This is a genomic window from Stenotrophomonas maltophilia group sp. msm1 (assembly GCF_032025805.1).
Classification (GTDB): domain Bacteria; phylum Pseudomonadota; class Gammaproteobacteria; order Xanthomonadales; family Xanthomonadaceae; genus Stenotrophomonas; species Stenotrophomonas hibiscicola.
Window position 1 is genome coordinate 121379 of sequence record NZ_JAVSKH010000006.1, and the last position, 18556, is coordinate 139934.

The 18556-nt window shown below is 67.8% G+C and carries 16 protein-coding genes; 2 read left to right on the plus strand and 14 right to left on the minus strand.

Going from position 1 to position 18556, the window contains the following annotated elements; genetic code table 11:
• Window positions 1-37 precede the first annotated feature (37 nt).
• The 3 genes from ROV95_RS20845 to ROV95_RS20855 are packed head-to-tail and all read right to left on the minus strand — an operon-like array spanning window position 38 to window position 2197.
• On the minus strand, window positions 38-601 hold the full coding sequence (locus ROV95_RS20845) for a hypothetical protein (protein WP_010484079.1): 564 nt from the start codon (window positions 599-601) through the stop codon (window positions 38-40).
• Window positions 598-1839, minus strand: a complete 1242-nt coding sequence (locus ROV95_RS20850) for a TonB family protein (RefSeq protein WP_312546239.1) — start codon at window positions 1837-1839, stop codon at window positions 598-600. Before ROV95_RS20850 ends, ROV95_RS20845 begins: the two co-directional genes overlap by 4 nt.
• The gene (locus tag ROV95_RS20855; RefSeq protein ID WP_251102994.1) at window positions 1832-2197 is read right to left on the minus strand and encodes a BlaI/MecI/CopY family transcriptional regulator; all 366 of its coding nucleotides are present in this window, start codon (window positions 2195-2197) and stop codon (window positions 1832-1834) included. The genes ROV95_RS20850 and ROV95_RS20855 overlap by 8 nt, the downstream gene beginning before the upstream one ends.
• 118 nt (window positions 2198-2315) lie before the next feature.
• Between ROV95_RS20855 and ROV95_RS20860 the strand changes: the two genes are divergently transcribed.
• The gene (locus ROV95_RS20860) at window positions 2316-2873 is read left to right on the plus strand and encodes a flavin reductase family protein (RefSeq protein ID WP_312546241.1); all 558 of its coding nucleotides are present in this window, start codon (window positions 2316-2318) and stop codon (window positions 2871-2873) included.
• A gap of 34 nt (window positions 2874-2907) precedes the next feature.
• The gene (locus ROV95_RS20865; RefSeq protein ID WP_312546243.1) at window positions 2908-4860 is read left to right on the plus strand and encodes an acetyl-CoA hydrolase/transferase C-terminal domain-containing protein; all 1953 of its coding nucleotides are present in this window, start codon (window positions 2908-2910) and stop codon (window positions 4858-4860) included.
• Window positions 4861-4948: 88 nt separating this feature from the next.
• Here the strand turns inward: ROV95_RS20865 and ROV95_RS20870 are convergent, their stop codons facing one another.
• From ROV95_RS20870 to ROV95_RS20920, 11 genes are all read right to left on the minus strand, one after another.
• Window positions 4949-5254 carry a HigA family addiction module antitoxin gene (locus tag ROV95_RS20870; protein WP_014038309.1) on the minus strand — a complete coding sequence of 102 codons (306 nt, stop codon included), beginning with the start codon at window positions 5252-5254 and terminating at the stop codon, window positions 4949-4951.
• An 11-nt stretch (window positions 5255-5265) separates the two neighbouring features.
• Entirely contained in the window at window positions 5266-5466 is a 201-nt protein-coding gene (locus ROV95_RS20875; RefSeq protein ID WP_312546244.1) for a type II toxin-antitoxin system RelE/ParE family toxin, read from the minus strand.
• Window positions 5467-5855: 389 nt separating this feature from the next.
• Window positions 5856-7853, minus strand: coding sequence for a transketolase (gene tkt, locus ROV95_RS20880; protein ID WP_058980496.1), 1998 nt, complete (start codon window positions 7851-7853; stop codon window positions 5856-5858).
• Window positions 7854-8068: 215 nt separating this feature from the next.
• Window positions 8069-9388 (minus strand): dicarboxylate/amino acid:cation symporter, encoded by a 1320-nt coding sequence (locus ROV95_RS20885; RefSeq protein ID WP_312546246.1) that lies wholly within the window; start codon window positions 9386-9388, stop codon window positions 8069-8071.
• A 57-nt stretch (window positions 9389-9445) separates the two neighbouring features.
• Window positions 9446-11161, minus strand: a complete 1716-nt coding sequence (locus ROV95_RS20890) for a BatD family protein (protein ID WP_312546247.1) — start codon at window positions 11159-11161, stop codon at window positions 9446-9448.
• Window positions 11158-12996 carry a VWA domain-containing protein gene (locus ROV95_RS20895; protein WP_312546249.1) on the minus strand — a complete coding sequence of 613 codons (1839 nt, stop codon included), beginning with the start codon at window positions 12994-12996 and terminating at the stop codon, window positions 11158-11160. The genes ROV95_RS20890 and ROV95_RS20895 overlap by 4 nt, the downstream gene beginning before the upstream one ends.
• Entirely contained in the window at window positions 12993-13997 is a 1005-nt protein-coding gene (locus ROV95_RS20900) for a VWA domain-containing protein (RefSeq protein WP_111103976.1), read from the minus strand. The genes ROV95_RS20895 and ROV95_RS20900 overlap by 4 nt, the downstream gene beginning before the upstream one ends.
• Window positions 13994-14443, minus strand: a complete 450-nt coding sequence (locus tag ROV95_RS20905; RefSeq protein ID WP_233653793.1) for a DUF4381 family protein — start codon at window positions 14441-14443, stop codon at window positions 13994-13996. The genes ROV95_RS20900 and ROV95_RS20905 overlap by 4 nt, the downstream gene beginning before the upstream one ends.
• Complete coding sequence (locus ROV95_RS20910; protein WP_312546250.1) at window positions 14440-15369, minus strand: DUF58 domain-containing protein; 930 nt, start codon at window positions 15367-15369, stop codon at window positions 14440-14442. The genes ROV95_RS20905 and ROV95_RS20910 overlap by 4 nt, the downstream gene beginning before the upstream one ends.
• Before the next feature lie 8 nt (window positions 15370-15377).
• Window positions 15378-16403, minus strand: a complete 1026-nt coding sequence (locus tag ROV95_RS20915; RefSeq protein ID WP_021203694.1) for a MoxR family ATPase — start codon at window positions 16401-16403, stop codon at window positions 15378-15380.
• A gap of 173 nt (window positions 16404-16576) precedes the next feature.
• A complete protein-coding gene (locus ROV95_RS20920; protein WP_111098865.1) occupies window positions 16577-18550 on the minus strand; it encodes a type IV pilus secretin PilQ family protein in 1974 nt (657 codons plus the stop codon).
• Between the last annotated feature and the right edge of the window lie 6 nt (window positions 18551-18556).

The following is an 18556-nucleotide window of genomic DNA, read 5'->3' on the forward strand; positions in this document are numbered from 1 at the left end:
GGGCATGGCCCGGCGCTACCCCGGTCATCGCGAGCGATCATTTTCCCTGCGTGCGCACCACGTGCTGGCCCTTCACGATCTCGAAGGTAAAGGCGTATTGCAGGGTGACGGCCACCGGTTCGACACGCTCGGCGCCGCGGCAGTCACCGCGATTGGCAGGCACCTTGCCGGCCGCGAAGTGGCAGACCGCTGCGGACGAGTACTTCCACATCGCCACGGCTTCCTGCGCTGCCTGCAGCAGGGGCGCATTCTCGCCCGCAGCACCTGCCGCGCACTCCGGGCGATCGGTCAATGGCAGGCTGCGCTCGACGTCGCCGTTGGCATCAACCACCACCTGCAGGCAGATGGTGGTCGGCGCCAGTTCCGCGCGCGGGTCGCGATCGCCTACCTCCGGGTCCGGTGCCGCGTACAGTTGCGGCATCCGGTAGCCCTCGGTCGCACCCAGCGAATACACCTGCAGCTGCCCACTGCCGCCGCCCGCCTGCGGCTGCAGGCGCTGGTGACCGACATTCTCGCTGCGGGTATCGACGGTGGTCAGGCGATCCTGGGTTGCACACCCCACCAGCAGCGCCGCCATCATCAACAGCGGCGCGGACTTCACTTCGCGTCCTCGGTGTCATCCATGGCGTAGGTGATCGGAATGCGTACGGCACCGGCCACCGGCTTGCCGTTCTTCACCGCGGGACGATAGGTCCAGCTGCGCGCGGCAGCGACGGAGACGGCGTCGAACACCCCCGGATTGGTCGCACTGAGTACCCGCACATCGGTCGGATGGCCCTGTGCATCCACTTCGATGCGCAGATTGACCACGCCTACCTGGCGTTGCTCGACGGCGGACTTCGGATAGGACGGCGGCGGCATCTTGTCCACCTGGATCGGCCGGTCCAACCCCGCCTTGGCCGCATCGTCCTGCGCATGTTCGAACGGCTCGACACCGATCCGGGTGCCACCGGCCGCACCGCCCTGGCTGGCCCATGCCACCGCGCCCATGCCCACACACAACCCGACCACCAGCACCTGCCCGGACACCCACGGCAATGCCTTCCGCTTGGACTGCTTCAACATGGCGATACGCTCCTTCAACACGGGTTGGCCGCGCCAATGGCAGACCGCAGGCGCAACCGGGTGGACCAGCTGCGCCTTCAGCAGCGTGCTGGCATAGAGGCCTCGCAGCGCAGGCTGCGGACCGATGGTGCGGGCATCGCAGGCCAGTTCCTGATCGCGCAGGAAGCGGCGTGCGGCCCATGGCAGCAGCGGGTGGAACCAGAACACCACGCGCGCCAGCAGCAGAGCGCCGTTGGCCCAGTGATCGCCGTTGCGACGGTGGTTGCGCTCATGTTGCAGGATCAGGCCCTGCTCCTGTGCACTGAACTGCTGGTCGAATGCCGGGCCGACCACGATGCGCGGCCGCCACAGGCCCACCAGCGCGGGCAGGCCGGGATCGCCGCTGGCCTGCCAGCTGCCATCGGTGCGCGGCGTCAGTGGACCCATCCGCCGTTCGAAACGGCGTTGTGCGCGCAGGTCGCGCAGCAGGCAGATGCCCGCGCCCAGCGCCCACAGCGCGAACAACAGCCCGGCCCATGAAAGCGAATGCCCGGCCACGCTATCAAGCGCACCGGGCATCACTTTCAGCGGCAGCGTGGGTACCTGCTGCAACAACGCAACCTGCGGCAACGGCAGCATCAGTGCCACCAGCAGCATCGGCAGCAGCCACCAGCTACGGTAGGCCAGCCCTGCGCCGCCCATCCGCACCAGCAACGGTCGCAGCGCCGCCAGCAACAGCACGCCCACCGCCAGCCACAGGCTGGACTGCAACAACCCGTCGAGCAGCTCATTCATGGTCCAGCTCCTGGATCAGCTTCTTCAGTTCGGCGATGTCCTGCGCGCTCAACTGGCCGCGTTCGCTGAAGTGCGCGACCAGCGGTGCCACGCGCCCTTCAAAGACACGCCCGATGAAGTCCTGGCTCTGCGCTTCCACCCATGCCTGGCGTTGCAGCAGGGGCCGATACAGGTAGCGCCGGCCATCGCGCTCGGCGGCGATCGCGCCCTTGGTCAGCAGGCGGTTGAGCAGGGTCTTGATGGTCGGTTCGGCCCAGTCGCGGTGGGCCAGCGCGGCGACCACTTCGTCGGCGCTACGCGGTGCCTTCTGCCACAGCACCTCCATCACAACGGCTTCGGCTTCGCTGATAGGGATCATGGTTTACATCCGTAATCGATTCTTCGATTACGCGCGTAATCGTCCTGCCTGTCAAGCCCCTCGACTCCGGTTTCATCCCGGCTGCGCCAGCATCGATTCCGCCCGCCCCAGGCCCCGGATGAAAGCGCTGCCCAAGAAGGATTTCCCGGTCGAGCAGGCGCGCCGCTTCCTCGAACCCGGCCCGATCGTGCTGGTCAGTACCGCGTGGCAGGGCCAGCGCAACCTGATGACGATGGGCTGGCACATGGTGATGGGCTTTTCGCCGTCGCTGGTCGCCACCTACCTCTGGAATGAAAACCACAGCCATGCACTGGCCGTCAGTAGTGGCGAGTGCGTGATCAACGTACCCGGCGTGGAGCTGCTCGATACCGTGGTCGACATCGGCAACTGCAGCGGCCGCGAGGTCGACAAGTTCGCCCGGTTCGGGCTCGACGCGCTGCCCGCACGCGAGGTCGGCGCGCCGCTGGTCGGCCAATGCCATTCGTGCTTCGAATGCCGGTTGTACGACGACAGCCAGGTGGCGTCGAGCAATCTGTTTGTCTGGGAAATCGTGCGCGCCCATGTTGCGCCCCGGCCGAAACTGCCGCGCACGGTGCACTACCGCGGCGACGGGCAGTTCATGGTGGCCGGCACCGAAGTGTCGCGTCGACGGCGGTTCAAGCCCGACATGCTGTAATGCCCGCACTCCCCCACACGCAGGACCGCCCCGCATGACCGAACACCTCACCGACCTGGACGCCGCTGTCGACTGGTTGTTTGCGCGCGTGGACGGGCCGCTGCGGATCGGGGCACCGCTGGCACTGGGCAAGCCACACCGGCTGCTCAATGCCCTCTACGCACGCGTCGAGCACGACCCTTCGCGGCCGCTGCAGCTGTATACCGCGCTGTCGCTGAACCCGCCGAAGGCGCGCGGCAACGGTCTGGAAGCGCGCTTCCTGGCGCCGTTCGCGCAGCGCCATTTCGGCGACGATTTCCCGCGACTGGCCTATGCCGATGCGATCGCGCGCGACGCGTTGCCGGCACATGTGCAGGTGGAAGAGTTCTACATGCAGTCCGGCGCCCTGCTCGGTTCACGGCAGGCGCAGTCCAGCTATACCAGCCTGAACTACACCCACGCCGCCGATGCGGTGGCGCAGCGCGCGCCGCAGGTGATCGTGCAGAAGGTGGCAATGCGGCCGGATGATCGCCGGCTTTCGCTGTCGTGCAACAACGACATCACCCAGGACACGCTGGATGCGATGACCGCCCGTGGCCTGCCGCGTCCACTGCTGATCGCCGAGATCGATCCCCAGCTACCCTACCTGGGCGGCTCGGCCACGGTCGATGTGTCGTTCTTCGATCTGGTGATCACCCCGCCGCCGCCGTACCCCGCGCTGTTCGGGTTGCCGAGGCAGCCGGTCGGCGACGCCGACTATGCCATCGGCCTGTATGCCAGCACGCTGGTGCGCGACGGCGGTACCCTGCAGATCGGCATCGGCACGCTGGCCGACGCGCTCAGCCATGCGCTGGTGCTGCGCCACACCGACAACGCCCGCTACCGCCGCGTACTGCACGCGCTGGACCCGCAGCTGGCCAGCCACCCGCTGGTGCAGGAAATCGGCGGACTGGATCCGTTCGAGGTGGGCCTGTACGGCTGCAGCGAGATGCTCAACGAAGGCTTCCGGCGGCTGGTGCAGACCGGGGTGATCAAGCGCAAGGTGCACGACGACCTGGCGCTGATGCAGCGCATCGAGAACGGCAGCACGTTGTCGATCGACCACGCCACCCTGGCCGCCGAGGGTGAGTACCTGCACGGCGCGTTCTACCTGGGCTCGCCGGAATTCTACGAATGGCTGCGCACGTTGCCGGAAGACGAATGCCGCGCGATCGGCATGCGCCGCATCAGCGAGATCAACCAGCTGTACGGCGGCAACGAAACGCTGGAACGCCTGCAGCGCCGCCATGCGCGCTTCTTCAACTCCTGCATGATGGCCACCGCGCTGGGCGCGGCGGTGTCGGACGCGCTGGACGATGGACGCGTGGTATCCGGTGTGGGCGGCCAATACAATTTCGTGGCGATGGCACATGCGCTGCCGGAAGCGCGCAGCGTGCTGATGTTCCGCGCCGCGCGCGATGACAAGGGCCAGCGCGCATCCAACGTGCGCTGGAACTACGGGCACACCACCATCCCCCGCCACCTGCGCGACATCTACCTCAACGAATACGGCATCGCCGACCTGCGCGGGCTGACCGACGAGGACTGCGTGCACGCAATGACCGCGATCACCGAGGCGCCGTTCCAGAATGAGCTGCTGCAGCAGGCGCAGGCCTCGCGCAAGCTGCTGGCGGCCGCGCAACCGGACCCGGCGCGCCAGCAGCGCAATACGCCGCAGGCGCTGGCAGCGGCGTTGGCCCCGTTCCGCGCCGATGGCAGCCTGCCCGACTATCCGCTGGGCAGCGATTTCAACGAGATCGAGCAGGTGCTGGTGAAGGCGCTGGCCTGGCTGAAGGCCAATACGCAGACCCGCGCCGACAAGCTGCGTACCGTCTGGGCAGCGCTGCGGCAACCGGCAGGCGACGGCGATACGGTGTACCTGCAGCGCATGGGCCTTCAGGCGCCGAAGGATTTCGCAGAGCGTCTGGATGCGCGACTGCTGCGCCTGGCACTGGCGCGCACTGCCTGAAAAAAGGGGACGGAGGGGATCAAGTCGTATGTGCACACGCGACTTAATCCCCTCCGTCCCCTTTTTCTCATCCACGCATGGCGTGGATCTACCGCTCTATCCTCACTGCATCCTCAAGATACAGGCGGGCAATCGGTGGATGCGCTCGATGCTCGACCTGCCACAGATCGTATGCCGCCTGCATCGCGAGCCACATGCGAGCATTGCCCAGACCTGCAAGCTCAAGGCGGAATGCGAGTTCTGCGGAAATGCCGGCGTGCCCGTTGATGATCGTCGACAGCTGGCCGCGCGAATAGCCGAGATGCTGTGCCAGCGCACTGATCGACATACTGATCGCCGGCAGGATATCTTCGCGCAGCGATTCCCCGGGATGCGGCGGATCATGCAACGGCATCGAGCAGACTCCTAGTGGTAATCAAGGTAATCGACCAGTTCGACGTCGAGCCCACGAAAGCGGAACACCAATCGCCAACTCGCCGAGACACTTACCGCCCAGTAGCCGCTATAGCTCCCGCGCAGGGGGTGCAGGCGATTTCCGGGCAGCCCCATGTCCCCAGGCAGACGGGCCTGATCCAGCTGCAGAAGCAAACGCCGCAATCGAGCCACATGATCGGCACGGACTCCGGAAATGTCGCCCGCTCATAGAGCGCCTTCAGGCCTTTATGCCTGAAGCTGACAATCATGCGACGCCAGTGCAAGGCATCACCTTACACCCCGCAAATCCACCGTGGTTTCTGCGCCGTGCGTCTTGTCCATGACTACTTCTGAGGGTGCCTCGGCCGGCCGGCCCTCCTTTTCGCAGAGAACGCAGATCAGATGAAGAGGCCAACGCGACAGCAGCACCGCAGGGCGGAACGGGCCGAGCAGAGGAAAAGGGGACGGAGGGGATTAAGTCGTTTGTGCACAAGCGACTTAATCCCCTCCGTCCCCTTTTTCCTGCGGCAAAGAAAAGGCCGGCGTGCGCCGGCCTTTCCTGCATCACGCTGCGATGCTGCTTACAGCGACTTGGCCGCTTCCACCACGTGGGCGGTGGTGATGCCGAAGTGCTTGTACAGCTGATCGGCCGGCGCCGAGGCACCGAAGGTGTCGATACCGACCACAGCACCGTCCAGGCCGACGAACTGGCGCCAGAAACCGGTGACGCCGGCTTCCACGGCCACGCGCTTGCGCACGGCATTTGGCAGCACCGATTCACGGTAGGCCGCATCCTGGCGCAGGAACACGTCGGTGGACGGCATCGAGACCACGCGGGTCTTGATACCGGCCGCGTCCAGCTGGGCCTTGGCTTCGGTGGCCAGCGAGACTTCCGAGCCCGTGGCGATCAGGATCACGTCCGGGGTACCGGCAGCATCGGCCAGCACATAACCGCCGCGCTCGATCTGGGCAATCTGCTCGGCGCTGCGCGGCTGGTGCGGCAGGTTCTGGCGGCTGAACACCAGGCAGCTCGGGCCGTCCTGGCGGGTGATCGCGGCCTTCCAGCTCACCGCCGACTCGACCGCATCGCACGGACGCCACACGTCGTTGTTCGGGATGTAGCGCAGCGAAGCCAGGTGCTCCACCGGCTGGTGGGTCGGGCCGTCTTCGCCCAGGCCGATCGAATCGTGGGTATAGACGTGGATGGCGTGGGCCGGGATCAGCGCGCTCATGCGCACGCCGTTGCGGGCGTAGTCGCTGAACACCAGGAAGGTGGCGTCGAACGGAATGAAGCCACCGTGCAGGGCCAGGCCGTTGGCAATGGCGGTCATGCCGAACTCGCGCACGCCGTAGTACACGTAGTTGGCGTTGGCGTCGTCGCTGGCAACGGACTTGCTGCCCTTCCACAGGGTCAGGTTGGAGTGCGCCAGGTCGGCCGAGCCGCCGACGATTTCCGGCAGCAGCGGGGCATAGGCTTCAATGGCCAGCTGCGAGGCCTTGCGCGAGGCGATCGTCGGGCCTTCAGCCGCCACCTGGGCGATGTAGGCATCGGCCTTGGCAACGAAGTCGGCCGGCAGTTCGCCGTGCGAACGACGGGTCAGTTCGGCGGCCTCGCCCGGGTACTGGCTGGCGTACTTGTCGAACAGCTGTTCCCACTCGGCCTGGCGCAGGGTACCGGCGCCATTGGCGCGCCAGCCGTCGTAGATCGCCTGCGGGATCTCGAACGGACCGTACTCCCAGCCCAGCTGCTTGCGGGTGGCTTCCAGTTCGTCCTTGCCCAGCGGTGCGCCGTGGCTGGATTCCTTGCCCGCCTTGTTCGGCGAACCAAAACCAATGGTGGTGCGGCAGCAGATCAGGGTCGGCTTGTCGCTCTGCGACAGCGCGGCCTCGATGCCGGCCTTGATGCTTTCCGGGTCGTGGCCATCGACGTCACGGACCACGTTCCAGCCATAGGCTTCGAAACGCTCCGGGGTGTTGTCGGTGAACCAGCCCTCGACGTTGCCGTCGATGGAGATGTGGTTGTTGTCCCAGAAGCACACCAGCTTGTGCAGGCCCCAGGTACCGGCCAGCGACGCCGCTTCATGCGATACGCCTTCCATCAGGCAGCCATCGCCCATGAACACCCAGGTGCGGTGGTCGACCACTTCCAGCTCCGGGCGGTTGAAGCGCTGTGCCAGCAGCTTCTCGGCCAGGGCGAAGCCCACGGCGTTGGCGAAACCCTGGCCCAGCGGGCCGGTGGTGGTTTCCACGCCCGGGGTCTCATGGCGCTCAGGGTGGCCGGCGGTGTGGCTGCCCAGCTGGCGGAACAGCTTGAGCTGCTCGATCGGCAGGTCGTAACCGCTCAGGTGCAGCAGCGCGTACTGCAGCATCGAACCATGGCCGTTGGACAGCACGAAACGGTCGCGGTTGAACCAGTGCGGGTTGCTCGGGTTATGGCGGAGGTAGTCGTTCCAGAGGACTTCGGCGATGTCGGCCATGCCCATGGGCATGCCGGGGTGGCCGGACTTTGCGGTTTCAACCGCATCGGCGGCAAGGAAGCGGATGGCGTTGGCCAACTGGCGACGGGTAGGCTGCGTCATGGTTCTGTCGGAATCGGGAGGCGGCCGCGGACGTGCGGGCGGCCTATTGTCCCATAGTCGCCGGGCGGGGGGTCGGTTCACCTTGTCCGGTCGTGCCGGCCGCTGGCCGGCAGCGTCGTGATCTCCGCTGGATTCCGCATGTGAAGAGGGGTCGGATACCTTTCCCTGCGGAAAGGAATCCGACCCCGATCAGGTCGCCAGCAGTGGCCTTGGACTCAGTCCTGGTGGGGCGTCAGCGCCGGGCCGTCGTGGGACTCGCCCTTGGCCACCAGGGTGGTCAGGGCCAGGTCGCCGGTCACGTTCAGGGCGGTACGGCACATGTCCAGGAAGTGGTTCACGCCCAGGATCAGGCCGATGCCCAGCGGGTTCACGCCCACCATCGCGCAGATCATCGCCACCACCGGCAGCGAGCCCGAGGGCACGCCGGCCGTGCCGATGCCACCGAGGATACAGACCGCCATCACCATGATCTGCTGGCCGATGCTCAGGTCCACGCCAAAGAACTGGGCCAGGAAGATCACCGTCACGCCCTCGAACAGCGCAGTGCCGTTCTGGTTGGCGGTGGCGCCCACGGTCAGCACGAAGCGCGACACGCGCTGCGGCAGGCCCATCTGGTCGGCCACGCGCAGCGCGGTCGGCAGGGTGGCGTTGCTGGAGGCGGTGGAGAACGCCATCACCGTCGCTTCCTGGGTATCGCGGAAGAACGACAGCGGCGAGCGGCCGGACAGCCACACGGCGGTGCCGTAGGTCACGATCATGTGCAGGCCCAGCGCCAGCACCACCACGCCCACGTAGGCGCCCAGGCGGATGATCAGTTCGAAGCCGAACAGCGCGGCCAGGTTGAACATGAAGCAAGCCACCGCATACGGGGCCAGGCGGATGACCAGGTTGATCAGGGTCATCGAGATTTCGAACACGCCTTCGATGGCGCGGCGCAGCGGTGCGACCTTCTCGTTGTCGGTCAACACCATGCCGATGCCGAACATCAGCGCGAAGAACATCAGCGACAGGATCGCGCCGTTGTCGGACGCGGCCTGCAGCACGTTGCTCGGCACGATCGACAACAGCATGTCCATGCCCTTCGGCGTGCCATGGATGCCCGCAACGATTTCCTTGCTGCGCTCGGCGTTCTCCGAAAGCATCATGGCGGCGACCTGCGGATCGACGCCGGCGCCTGGCTTGAGCAGGTTGACCAGCACCAGGCCGATGCCCACGGCAATGCCGGACAACAGCACGGTATAGGCCAGGGTCTTCCAGCCGATGCGGCCAAGGGCGCGGATGTCGCCCATCTCCGACACGCCCATGATCAGCGCCGAGAAGATCAGCGGCACGATCAGCATGAAGATCAGGTTGAGGAACAGGCCCGACGCCGGGGTGGTGACGTAGTCCATTACCCACTTGGCACCGGCCTGCAGACCTTCGACGCTGCCGCCCAGGGCGTGCACGATCAATCCCAGGACCAGGCCGATCGCAAAGCCGATGCCCATCTTCCAATGCAGGGGCAACTTCTTCTTGTCGGCAGCAGCTGCTGTCATGCGCGGGTTTCCTCGAAAAATGAATGCACTCTAACAAAGCGCGCAAGCGGCGCCGGTTCAGGTTCGCCGCGGCGGGTACAGCGGCGGCAGCCCAGTGTTGGCGGTGTCGACAACGCTCGACCAGTGCGGTCCGTCACGGAAGACCTCGCGCAGGCGCGTACGCAAGGGCGCCAGATCACCCTGCCCGCCCCAACGGGCCTGCTGCAGATCCTGCAGCACCTGCCGCTGGGCCGGGTCATCGAGCCGCGCGATGACCTGCTCGATGCGGTCAACGCCGGCCATCGCACACAGGTGTGCTTCCACCTGGTCGAACCCTTCGCCATCCAAGGCGCGGCGCAGTTCGGCCACGCCGGCACGCCCCGCCGCCACAGCCGGCACGGCGCCCTTGCTCGCCACAGGCGCCGCCACGCGCGGGCGACGGCCACGCTGCCAGCCCCACAACAGCGTCAGCAGCCACAGCAGCGCCAGGCCGATAGCGGCGCCCATCCATGGCCACGGACGCTCGGCCAGGCCGCTGGCGCGCGGATCGGTGGCCGCGATACGGCTGTCCTGGCCATCGCCCCCCGGCAGCGCAGCATCGGTGTCGATCGGCGGCAGCGGCGCAGGTGAAGCACTGCCACCGCCATTACCGGCTGCGACGGCGAGTGTCAGGTCCGGCAGCTTCGCTTCCTGTGGCTTGCCCGCACGAACATCCCACCACGGCAGGCGCGGCCCCGGCACCACCAGCGAACCCGGCTGGCGCGGCACGATCGAATAGCGGCGGGTGATCTTCAGGCGCGGCGTGCTGCCGTTGAAGCTCTCTTCGTACTGTGCGGGTTCGGCGAACACCTGTGCGGCGTTGCCGACATCGGGCACCGGCAGGTCGGTGAACTGCGCGCGGGTGGCACCTTCGGCAATCGCCTCGACCACCACGTTGGCCGCCTCACCGGCATGGGCGCGGGCCGGTGCACTGGTGTAGCGCAGCTGCAGGCCCTGCAGCGGCAACCATGGCTGCGGCGCCTGCGCCGGCTGTGCCTGTACCTGCAACGTGCGGTCGGCGCCGGTGGCATTCATGCGCCCGTCGCCGCCGCCGAAGAAATCGTCGAAGAAGCCACCGGCACTGCGCCCACTGAAGCGCGCACCGGCCAGCCGGAGTGCACCGCTGCGCTCGGGAACAAGCAGGAAGCGCCGCTCGACCACGTTGTAGCGACGGCCATTGACCTGCCGCACATCGGTGCGGTCATCGCCCACCCGCTGCAACGACGCGCCTGCCGGGGTATCCAGCACCAGTTCGCCGGACGCCAGCTGCGAGGCGAAATACAGCCGCACCACCACGCCCACGCTCTGCTGCACGTACGGCGTCTCGTCATCGACAACGGTTTCGATGAAGGCCACCGCGTTGCTGTCGGGGCCGGCCACGGCAGCGGCATCCACTTGAAGGGTCAGCGGCGCGGTACGTACGCTGCCCACCTGCAGGCCCGGCACCACCAGCGCGCCGCTACGCCGCGGCGTGAGTGCCACGCCATACAGAGTGCGCTGCTGCATGCTGCCATTGCGCCACTCCACCTGACGGCTGCTGGTCTGCCCGCTGAGATCGAAGTCGGTACGCAACGGCGTGAAGTCCGGCGCGCCCTGGTCGCTCTCGACATTGAGCATGACCGTGTCACCCAACGCGATGCGGTCGCGGTCCAGCCACGCGCGCGGCTGCGCCCAGGCCAGCAGCGGCAGCCACAGCAGCAACGCCGCCAGTACCTGTCGGGGCCAGTGCCTGTGCATGTTGATCGCCCGCGTCATCGCCCTTCCCTCTTCCTGCGTTGGTTTTCCAGCTGGAACTTGGCCCGCAGCAATGCGCCCGGATCATCCGGTACGCGCCGCATCCACGCCTCCACCGCCTGTTGCTCCTCGCGTTGGCGCGGGGTGGTGCCGTCGCTGCCTGGCACGGGCTTGCCATCCTGCTCGCCCTTGCCCTCACGTGCCTGCTGCATTGCCTGCTGCATGCGCTGGCGCTGCTGCTCATCGGCCCGGGCCTGTGCCTTGGCATCCTCCACCTGTGGTGGCGCCTGCTGTCCATCGCGCCCGCGCTCGCCGGGCTGCGGGCTCGACGGGTTCTTGTCGTCACCGGGCTTGGGCTGCCCCTGCTGGCCCGACTGCGGCTGGCCTTGGCCAGGATCCTGCTGGCCCTGCTGCGGCTTCTGGCCCTGCGGATTCTGCTGCCCCTGGCCGTTCTGCGGTGGCTTCTGCTGCCCGTTCTGCGGTGGTTTCTGCTGATCCTGGCCTTTGCCACCGGACTGCTTGCGCTTGCGCGCGGCATCGACCACGGCACGGTTGGCGACCGCATCGGCCATGCCGGGATGCAGTGCCAGCGCGCGGTCGTAGGCGGCAATGGCTTCGTCGTAGTGGCCCTGGCGGGCCAGTGCATTGGCCAGGTTGTACCAGCCCGCATCGCTGTCGATGCCCTCGAACTGCTTGCGGGCACCGGCGAAATCGCCATTGCGGTACGCCTGCGCACCTTCGGCCAAGCGCTGGTGCTGCACCTGGTCGGCGCGCTTCCACAGCGTGCCCTGCGCTGGCGGTGCGGCGGGCGCGGCAGGCGCCTGCGCCTGCACGTCGCTCATCCATGGCAGCAGGCCCACCGCCAGCACTGCCGCCAGCAGCGCGCGGCGGCGGAAGGCCAGCAACGCCAGCAGCATCACCGGTGGCAGCAGCCAGAACCCTTCATCACGCCATTGCTTGCCCTCGCCCGGCCGCTGCGCTGCAGCGCCTTCGCGTGCATCCAGTACGCCCAGTGCGCGCAGATCACTGGCATCGGCGGCGATGCGGGCATAGCGGCCACCGCCCGCGGTGGCCACGGCACGCAGGCTGCCTTCATCCAGCGCAGCCTGGCGGATCTGCCCACTGCCATCCCGGTACGCCGCCCCGGCGGGGGTGCCCAGGCCCAGTACCGACACCTGCAGGCCCAAGCTGCGCGCCTGCGCTGCGGCCAGTGCCGCTTCATCATCGGCGTGATCGCTGACCAGCAGGATCTGCCCCCGCAGCGCCCCGATCTGGCGCATCAACCGCGTTGCCCAGTCGATGCCGCGGTCGGCACGCTGGCCGTCACGTGGCATCACATCCGGCGACAACGCGTCCAGATACAGCGCCACATTGCTGCCGTCGTCGGTCAGCGGCGCCACGGTGTAGGCGTCCTCGGCGTAGACCACCAGGCCCACCTGTCCGCCCTGGCGGGCACGCAGCAGCTCACCCACTTTCGCCCGCGCCTGCAGCAGGCGCGACGGCGGCAGGTCGGTGGCATTGATCCGGCTGGATAGATCCAGCACCACCAGCAGCGGCGCGCTGGCCTGGAACATCGGCTGTGCCTGCTGGCGCCAGCTTGGCCCGGCCATGGCCAGCGAGGCCAGCGTCCAGCCCAGCAGGACGGCCCAGGGCAGGCGTACGCGGCGGCGCGTGCCCGCGGCCAGCAGATGCGGCAACAGGTGGGCATCCACCGCTGTTCGCCACACATCGCTGCGCCGCTGCCGGTACAGCGCCAGTGCAAGAATGACCGGCAAAGCCAGCAAGGCCCACAGCCATTCCGGGCGCAGGAAGTGCAGCGCATTCCAATCGGGAAGATTCGAAGCAAGCGCGATCATCGGCGACGCTCCGGCCACAGCCACGCCAGCACGCCCAGCAGCAACGCCACCCCCAATGGCCAGGCATAACGTTCTTCGCGCGGGCGCAGGCTCGGCCCCTTCGCGGCGATCGGCTCCAGCCGGTCCAGTTCAGCGTAGATCCCGGCCAGCTGCGCGGTGTCACGCGCGCGGAAGAACTGGCCACCGGTCATGCTGGCAATCTTCTTCAACGTGGCCTCGTCGACCGGGTCCTGATCGGCGGAAATGGGAATGCCGAACAGGCGCATGCTGCCATCGCCACCAAATGCGACGGTGTGGATGCGCACGCCCTCGGCGCGGGCCACCTCCGCCGCGCGCAGCGGTTCCAGCACGCCGGCGTTGCTGACGCCGTCGGTCAGCAGGATCAATACGCGCTGGCCTTCGGGTTGGCTGCGCAGGCGCTTCACCGCCAGGCCGATGGCATCACCGATCGCCGTCTCGCGACCCGCCAGGCCAACCACGCTGTCGCGCAGCTGGTCGCGCACGCTGGCCAGATCGGCCGTCAGCGGCGTAAGCGTGTAGGCGCGGTCGCCGAAGATCAGCAGGCCGATGCGATCACCGGCACGACGATCCAGGAAATCGGCCAACACGGCCTTGGCTGCGGTCAGGCGATCCACCGCCTGTCCACCCAGCACCATGTCGCCCTCGCCCATGCTGCCGGACACGTCCATCGCCAGCATCATCTGCCGGCCCTGCTGCGGCGGGGTGATTGCTTCGCCCAGCTGTTGCGGGCGTGCCAGTGCGACGCACAGCGCGCACCAGCCCAGCCACAACAGCAGCGTGCGCAGCCACGACACATCAACGCGGCCGCCACCGGCCAGCGCTTCCAGTTCCGTCGCTGCATAGGGCACGCGCAGCGCAGCGCCGGGATCGGCACGACGCTTCCACCAGCGCATCAGCAACGGCAACGGCAGCGCCAGCAGGGCCAGCGGCCACGCCAGCTGCAGCTCCGGCCACGGCCAGTAACTTGCCAGCAGGTTCATCGGCGCCGCTCCAGCAGCATGGCCAGATAGCGCTCGCGCGCCCAGCTGCGCAGCGCCGCCACATCGTTGGCGTCCACGCGTGGGCGATAGGCCCCTTCGGCCAGCAGGCTGCGACGCGCCGCGGGCAGCGTGCCTTCCGGATCCACGCGCTGCCACCAGGCATCATCGCGCAGGGATTCACTGCCGGGCTGTGCCTGGCGCGCGGCGCGACGCAGCAGTCCTGCAATCGCCGCCAGTTCTGCAGCAGCATCGCCGGTGGTTGCCAGCTCCTGATCGAACAGCTGCAACCAGCGTTGGCAGCGTCGGCGGCGCTGCCACCACACGAAGGCCATCGCCGCCAGCAACAGCAGCACCCCACCGCCGATCATCAGATAGCCCGGTGCCGGTGGCCACCACGACGGAGGCGGTGGCACTTGGACGTCGCGCAGCGGCAGGTTGGCACTCATGCCGGCACCTCGGTGGGCGATGGTGCCAACCAGGCATCGCTGGGCGCATCGGTGGTCAGCACCTGCACATCGACACGGCGTGCGCCGAGCTGACGCCGCAGTTCCTGCAGCGGTTCGACGAAGTGTGCCTGCCAATGCGCCTGCACCTCGCTGCGCCGCAGGTCCAGGCCGATGCGCTGCTGCAGGGTCTGGAACTGCAGCGCGGCCGATGGAGGCTGCAGTTCCAATGGATCGACCAGCAGCACCAGGCTGAGGTCATGGTGCTGGGCCAGCGCACTCCAGCGCGCAGGCGGAATACGGATGGCCTGCTGCGGGTCGGCCAGCACCAGCACGCGTGCACCCGGGCGCAGGACGCGACCGGCATGGTCCAGCGCGCGCTCCAGGCCAAGGTCATCGGCCGGTGGCTGCGCATACCACCGGGTGAGCGCATCCAGCACGCGCAGCACGCCGCGCGGGCCACCTGCCGGTGCGATCGGTGGTTCACGGTCGCTGCCACGCAGGGCGCCGATGCGATCACCACGACGCTGTGCCGACCACGCGGCGACAGCACCGGCACGTGCGGCCTGCACCGATTTGAAGCGCACGCGGGTGCCGAAGTACAGGGCCGGCGAGGTATCGGCCACGATCAGGCTGACCCGCTCGCGTTCGGCCTGGAACAGTTTGGTGTGGGCACGACCGGTGCGTGCGGTCACCCGCCAGTCGATATGGCGCGCATCATCACCGGCCACGTACTCGCGTGACTCGGCATACTCCATGCCACGCCCACGCAGCGGCGACGGCGCCTGCCCCGCGTTGCCGGCGCGGCCACGGCGTGGCGGCGGCGGTCGCTGTGCAAGGCGGCGCAGCGCTACCAGTTCGGCCAGCTGCGGGCGCAGCCCGTCACCGTCGCTGACGGAAGAGGCGTGGTGCAGGGATGGATCGGCCATGCGCAGGCTCAGGGTGCCGGCACGCGTGCCAGCAGTTCCTGCACCAGGCGTTCGCCGTCCCAGCCTTCGGCGGTGGCTTCGTAGCTGGGCAGTACGCGATGGCGCAGCACGTCGGCGGCAACCGCTCGCACGTCATCGGGCGTGACGAAGTCGCGGCCGGCCAACCAGGCGCGCGCACGTGCGCAGCGTTCCAGCGCGATGGAACCGCGCGGGCTGGCGCCCCAGGCAATGCGGCGGCCCAGGCCAGCGTCATAGCGCGACGGATCACGCGAGGCCAGCACCAGCTCGATCAGGTAGCGTTCCAGCGCCGGCGCCATGTGCAGGTCCAGCACTTCGCGGCGGGCATCGAACACATCCTGCATCGGCAGCTTTTCCGCCGCCGGTGCGGCTTCGCCCAGCGCGCCACGGGCGCGGTCGCGGGCCAGCCGAAGGATCTCCGATTCGGCGGCCTGGTCCGGGTAGCCGATGCGTACATGCATCAGGAACCGGTCCAGCTGTGCTTCGGGCAGCGGGAAGGTGCCTTCCTGCTCGATCGGGTTCTGCGTGGCCATCACCAGGAACAGCGGCGGCAGCGCGTAGGTGTGGCGGCCAACGGTGACCTGGCGCTCACCCATCGCTTCCAGCAGCGCCGACTGCACCTTGGCCGGCGCGCGGTTGATTTCATCGGCCAGCAGGATCGGGTGGAAGATCGGGCCGGGTACGAATTCGAAGCGGCCCTCCTGCGGGCGCCAGATCTCGGTGCCGGTCAGGTCGGCCGGCAACAGGTCCGGGGTGAACTGCACGCGGGCGAAATCCGCCTCCAGGCGCGAGGCCAGCGCACGGATCGCCGTGGTCTTGGCCAGGCCCGGAGCGCCTTCCACCAACAGGTGGCCATCGGCCAGCAGCGCGATCAGCAGGCGTTCGACCAGTGCCGCCTGGCCGACGATCTCGGCCGACAGGGCATCGCGCAGCTGGGTGAAGGCGCCATGCAGGCGGGAGGCGGCCGGCGCGGGCGGCGGCGAGACGGTTTCGGGCATCGGCGGTGGCAGGTTCATGGGGGCCTTTGACCGGCGCGGGACGGCACGGGTTCCCGACATCATCGCAGGGTGCCCTGCGATTGGCATCAAGAACGGCTGAACGGCGCATCCACGCATGGCGTGGATCTACGGGTGGAAACGCAGAAGGGCCGCGCGTGGCGGCCCTTCTGCGTTGCGCGGGTGGCGCGGGCTCAGTTCTGCTTGGCCACGCGCAGCACCTTCGGCGTGACGAACACCAGCAGCTCGGCCTTGTCCTTGTTGCGGCCGCGCTTCTTGAACAGGTTGCCCAGGAACGGCACGTCGCCCAGGAACGGCACCTTGCTGATGCTGCTGCGGTCGGTGAACTCGTACACGCCACCGATGACCACGGTCTGCCCATCCTCGACCAGTACCGCAGTGTTGACCTCGCGGCGGTTGATCGACGGCACCGTGCCGTAGCCCTGCAGTTCGATCAGGCGGTCGACTTCATCCTTCTTCACCTGCATGTTGAGGAACACGCGGTTGTCGTTGGTGATGGTCGGGGTCACCCGCAGTTCCAGCACCACTTCCTTGAACTGCACGTTCGGGGTGGAGCCGGCGCCACCGGCAGCACCGGTGCCGCTGATGGTGACGTAGCCGATTTCCTTGCCCTGCTTGATCATCGCCTCGCGCTGGTTGGTGGTAACCACGCGCGGGTTGGAGATCACCTCACCTCGCGACTCTTCTTGCATGGCCGACAGCTCCACGTCCAGCAGGTAGCCTGCGTTGAGGATCGACAGCGCCAGCGAGCCAGGGTTGTTGGCTGCGGCCACCGGCAGGTTCCAGTTCAGGCCGCGCTTGATGGTCGGGCCGCTGGGAATCGGCGCCGGGCCGACGCTGCCGCCGGCCTGCCACTCGCGAATCGCCTTGGCGTTGGCCTGCGCCGTATCGACCTGCGACTTGCGGGTTTCGGCATTGGCATCCAGGCTGCCGCTGAAGTACACGTTGTCGCGGCTGCCGCTGATGCCGAACTTCGCACCCAGCTCGCGGGCGAAGGTATCGGTAGCGATGACGATACGGCTTTCGATCAGCACCTGGTCAACCGGACGGTCGATCACACCGATCAGCTCACGCATGCGCGCGATCTTCTTCGGGATGTCGCTGATCATCAGCGTGTTGGTGCGCTCGTCGGCCACGATACGGCCGCGCGAGGACAGGAAACCACTGTCTTCCTGCGACGAACCGCCGCCACCGCCATTGCCGCCACCACCACCGCCGCCGATGCCCTTGGCCTCGGTCAGCGCTTTGAAGATCTGCGTGGCGCTGTGGTAGTTGATCTGGACGTAATCGGTGACCAGGTCTTCGCGGTTCTCGATGGCGATGCGCGCGTCTTCCTTCTCCTGCTCGAACTTGGCCAGCTCAGCCTGCGGAGCGACCCAGATGACGCTGCCATCGCGACGCTTGTCCAGGCCCTTGGCGCGCAGCACGATGTCCAGCGCCTGGTCCCACGGCACGTTGACCAGGCGCAAGGTCACATTGCCCTGTACCGAATCGGAGGCCACCACGTTGAGATTGGATTCCTCGGCGATCAACTGCAGCACGGTGCGCACCGGCACGTCCTGGAAGTTGAAGGTCACCGGCTTGCCGGTGAAGCCACGCTGCCCCACCGCCTTGGCGGCCTGGGTGACGCTGCCGGCGGTGACCGCGCCCACCGCGGCGGGCGCCTGCCGCGGGCTGATCTCCACCACGTACTCGTTCCCGCTCTGGTAGGCCAGCGACTCCACCGCGCCACCGGTACTGAGCACCAGCTGCGTACCGGCACCGGACGGCTTGGCGTCGATGCGCTGCACCGGTGTGGCAAAGTCGGTGACGTTCATCGGCTTCTGCAGGTTGGCCGGCAGCCGAGCGTTACCGACATCGACCACCACGCTGTTGCCCTGCGTACGCAGATCCGGCACCGCGCCCTGGCCGTCGAACTGGACGATCAGGCGCCCGGCGCCATCATCGCCGCGCTTGAAATCGATCTTGGCCACCGACAGGCCGGCCGGCGCTGCCGCCGGAGCCACGGTGGCGCCCACCGGCTTCTCGGCCGGTGCGGCGGCCAGCGCCGGAGCGCAGGCCAGCATCAGCGCGACTCCCAACGCGCTGACACGGTTCAAGGTAGAGCGCCGGATGGGACGCAGCCCCTTGGCTTGGTGAAAGGTCATCGTGCT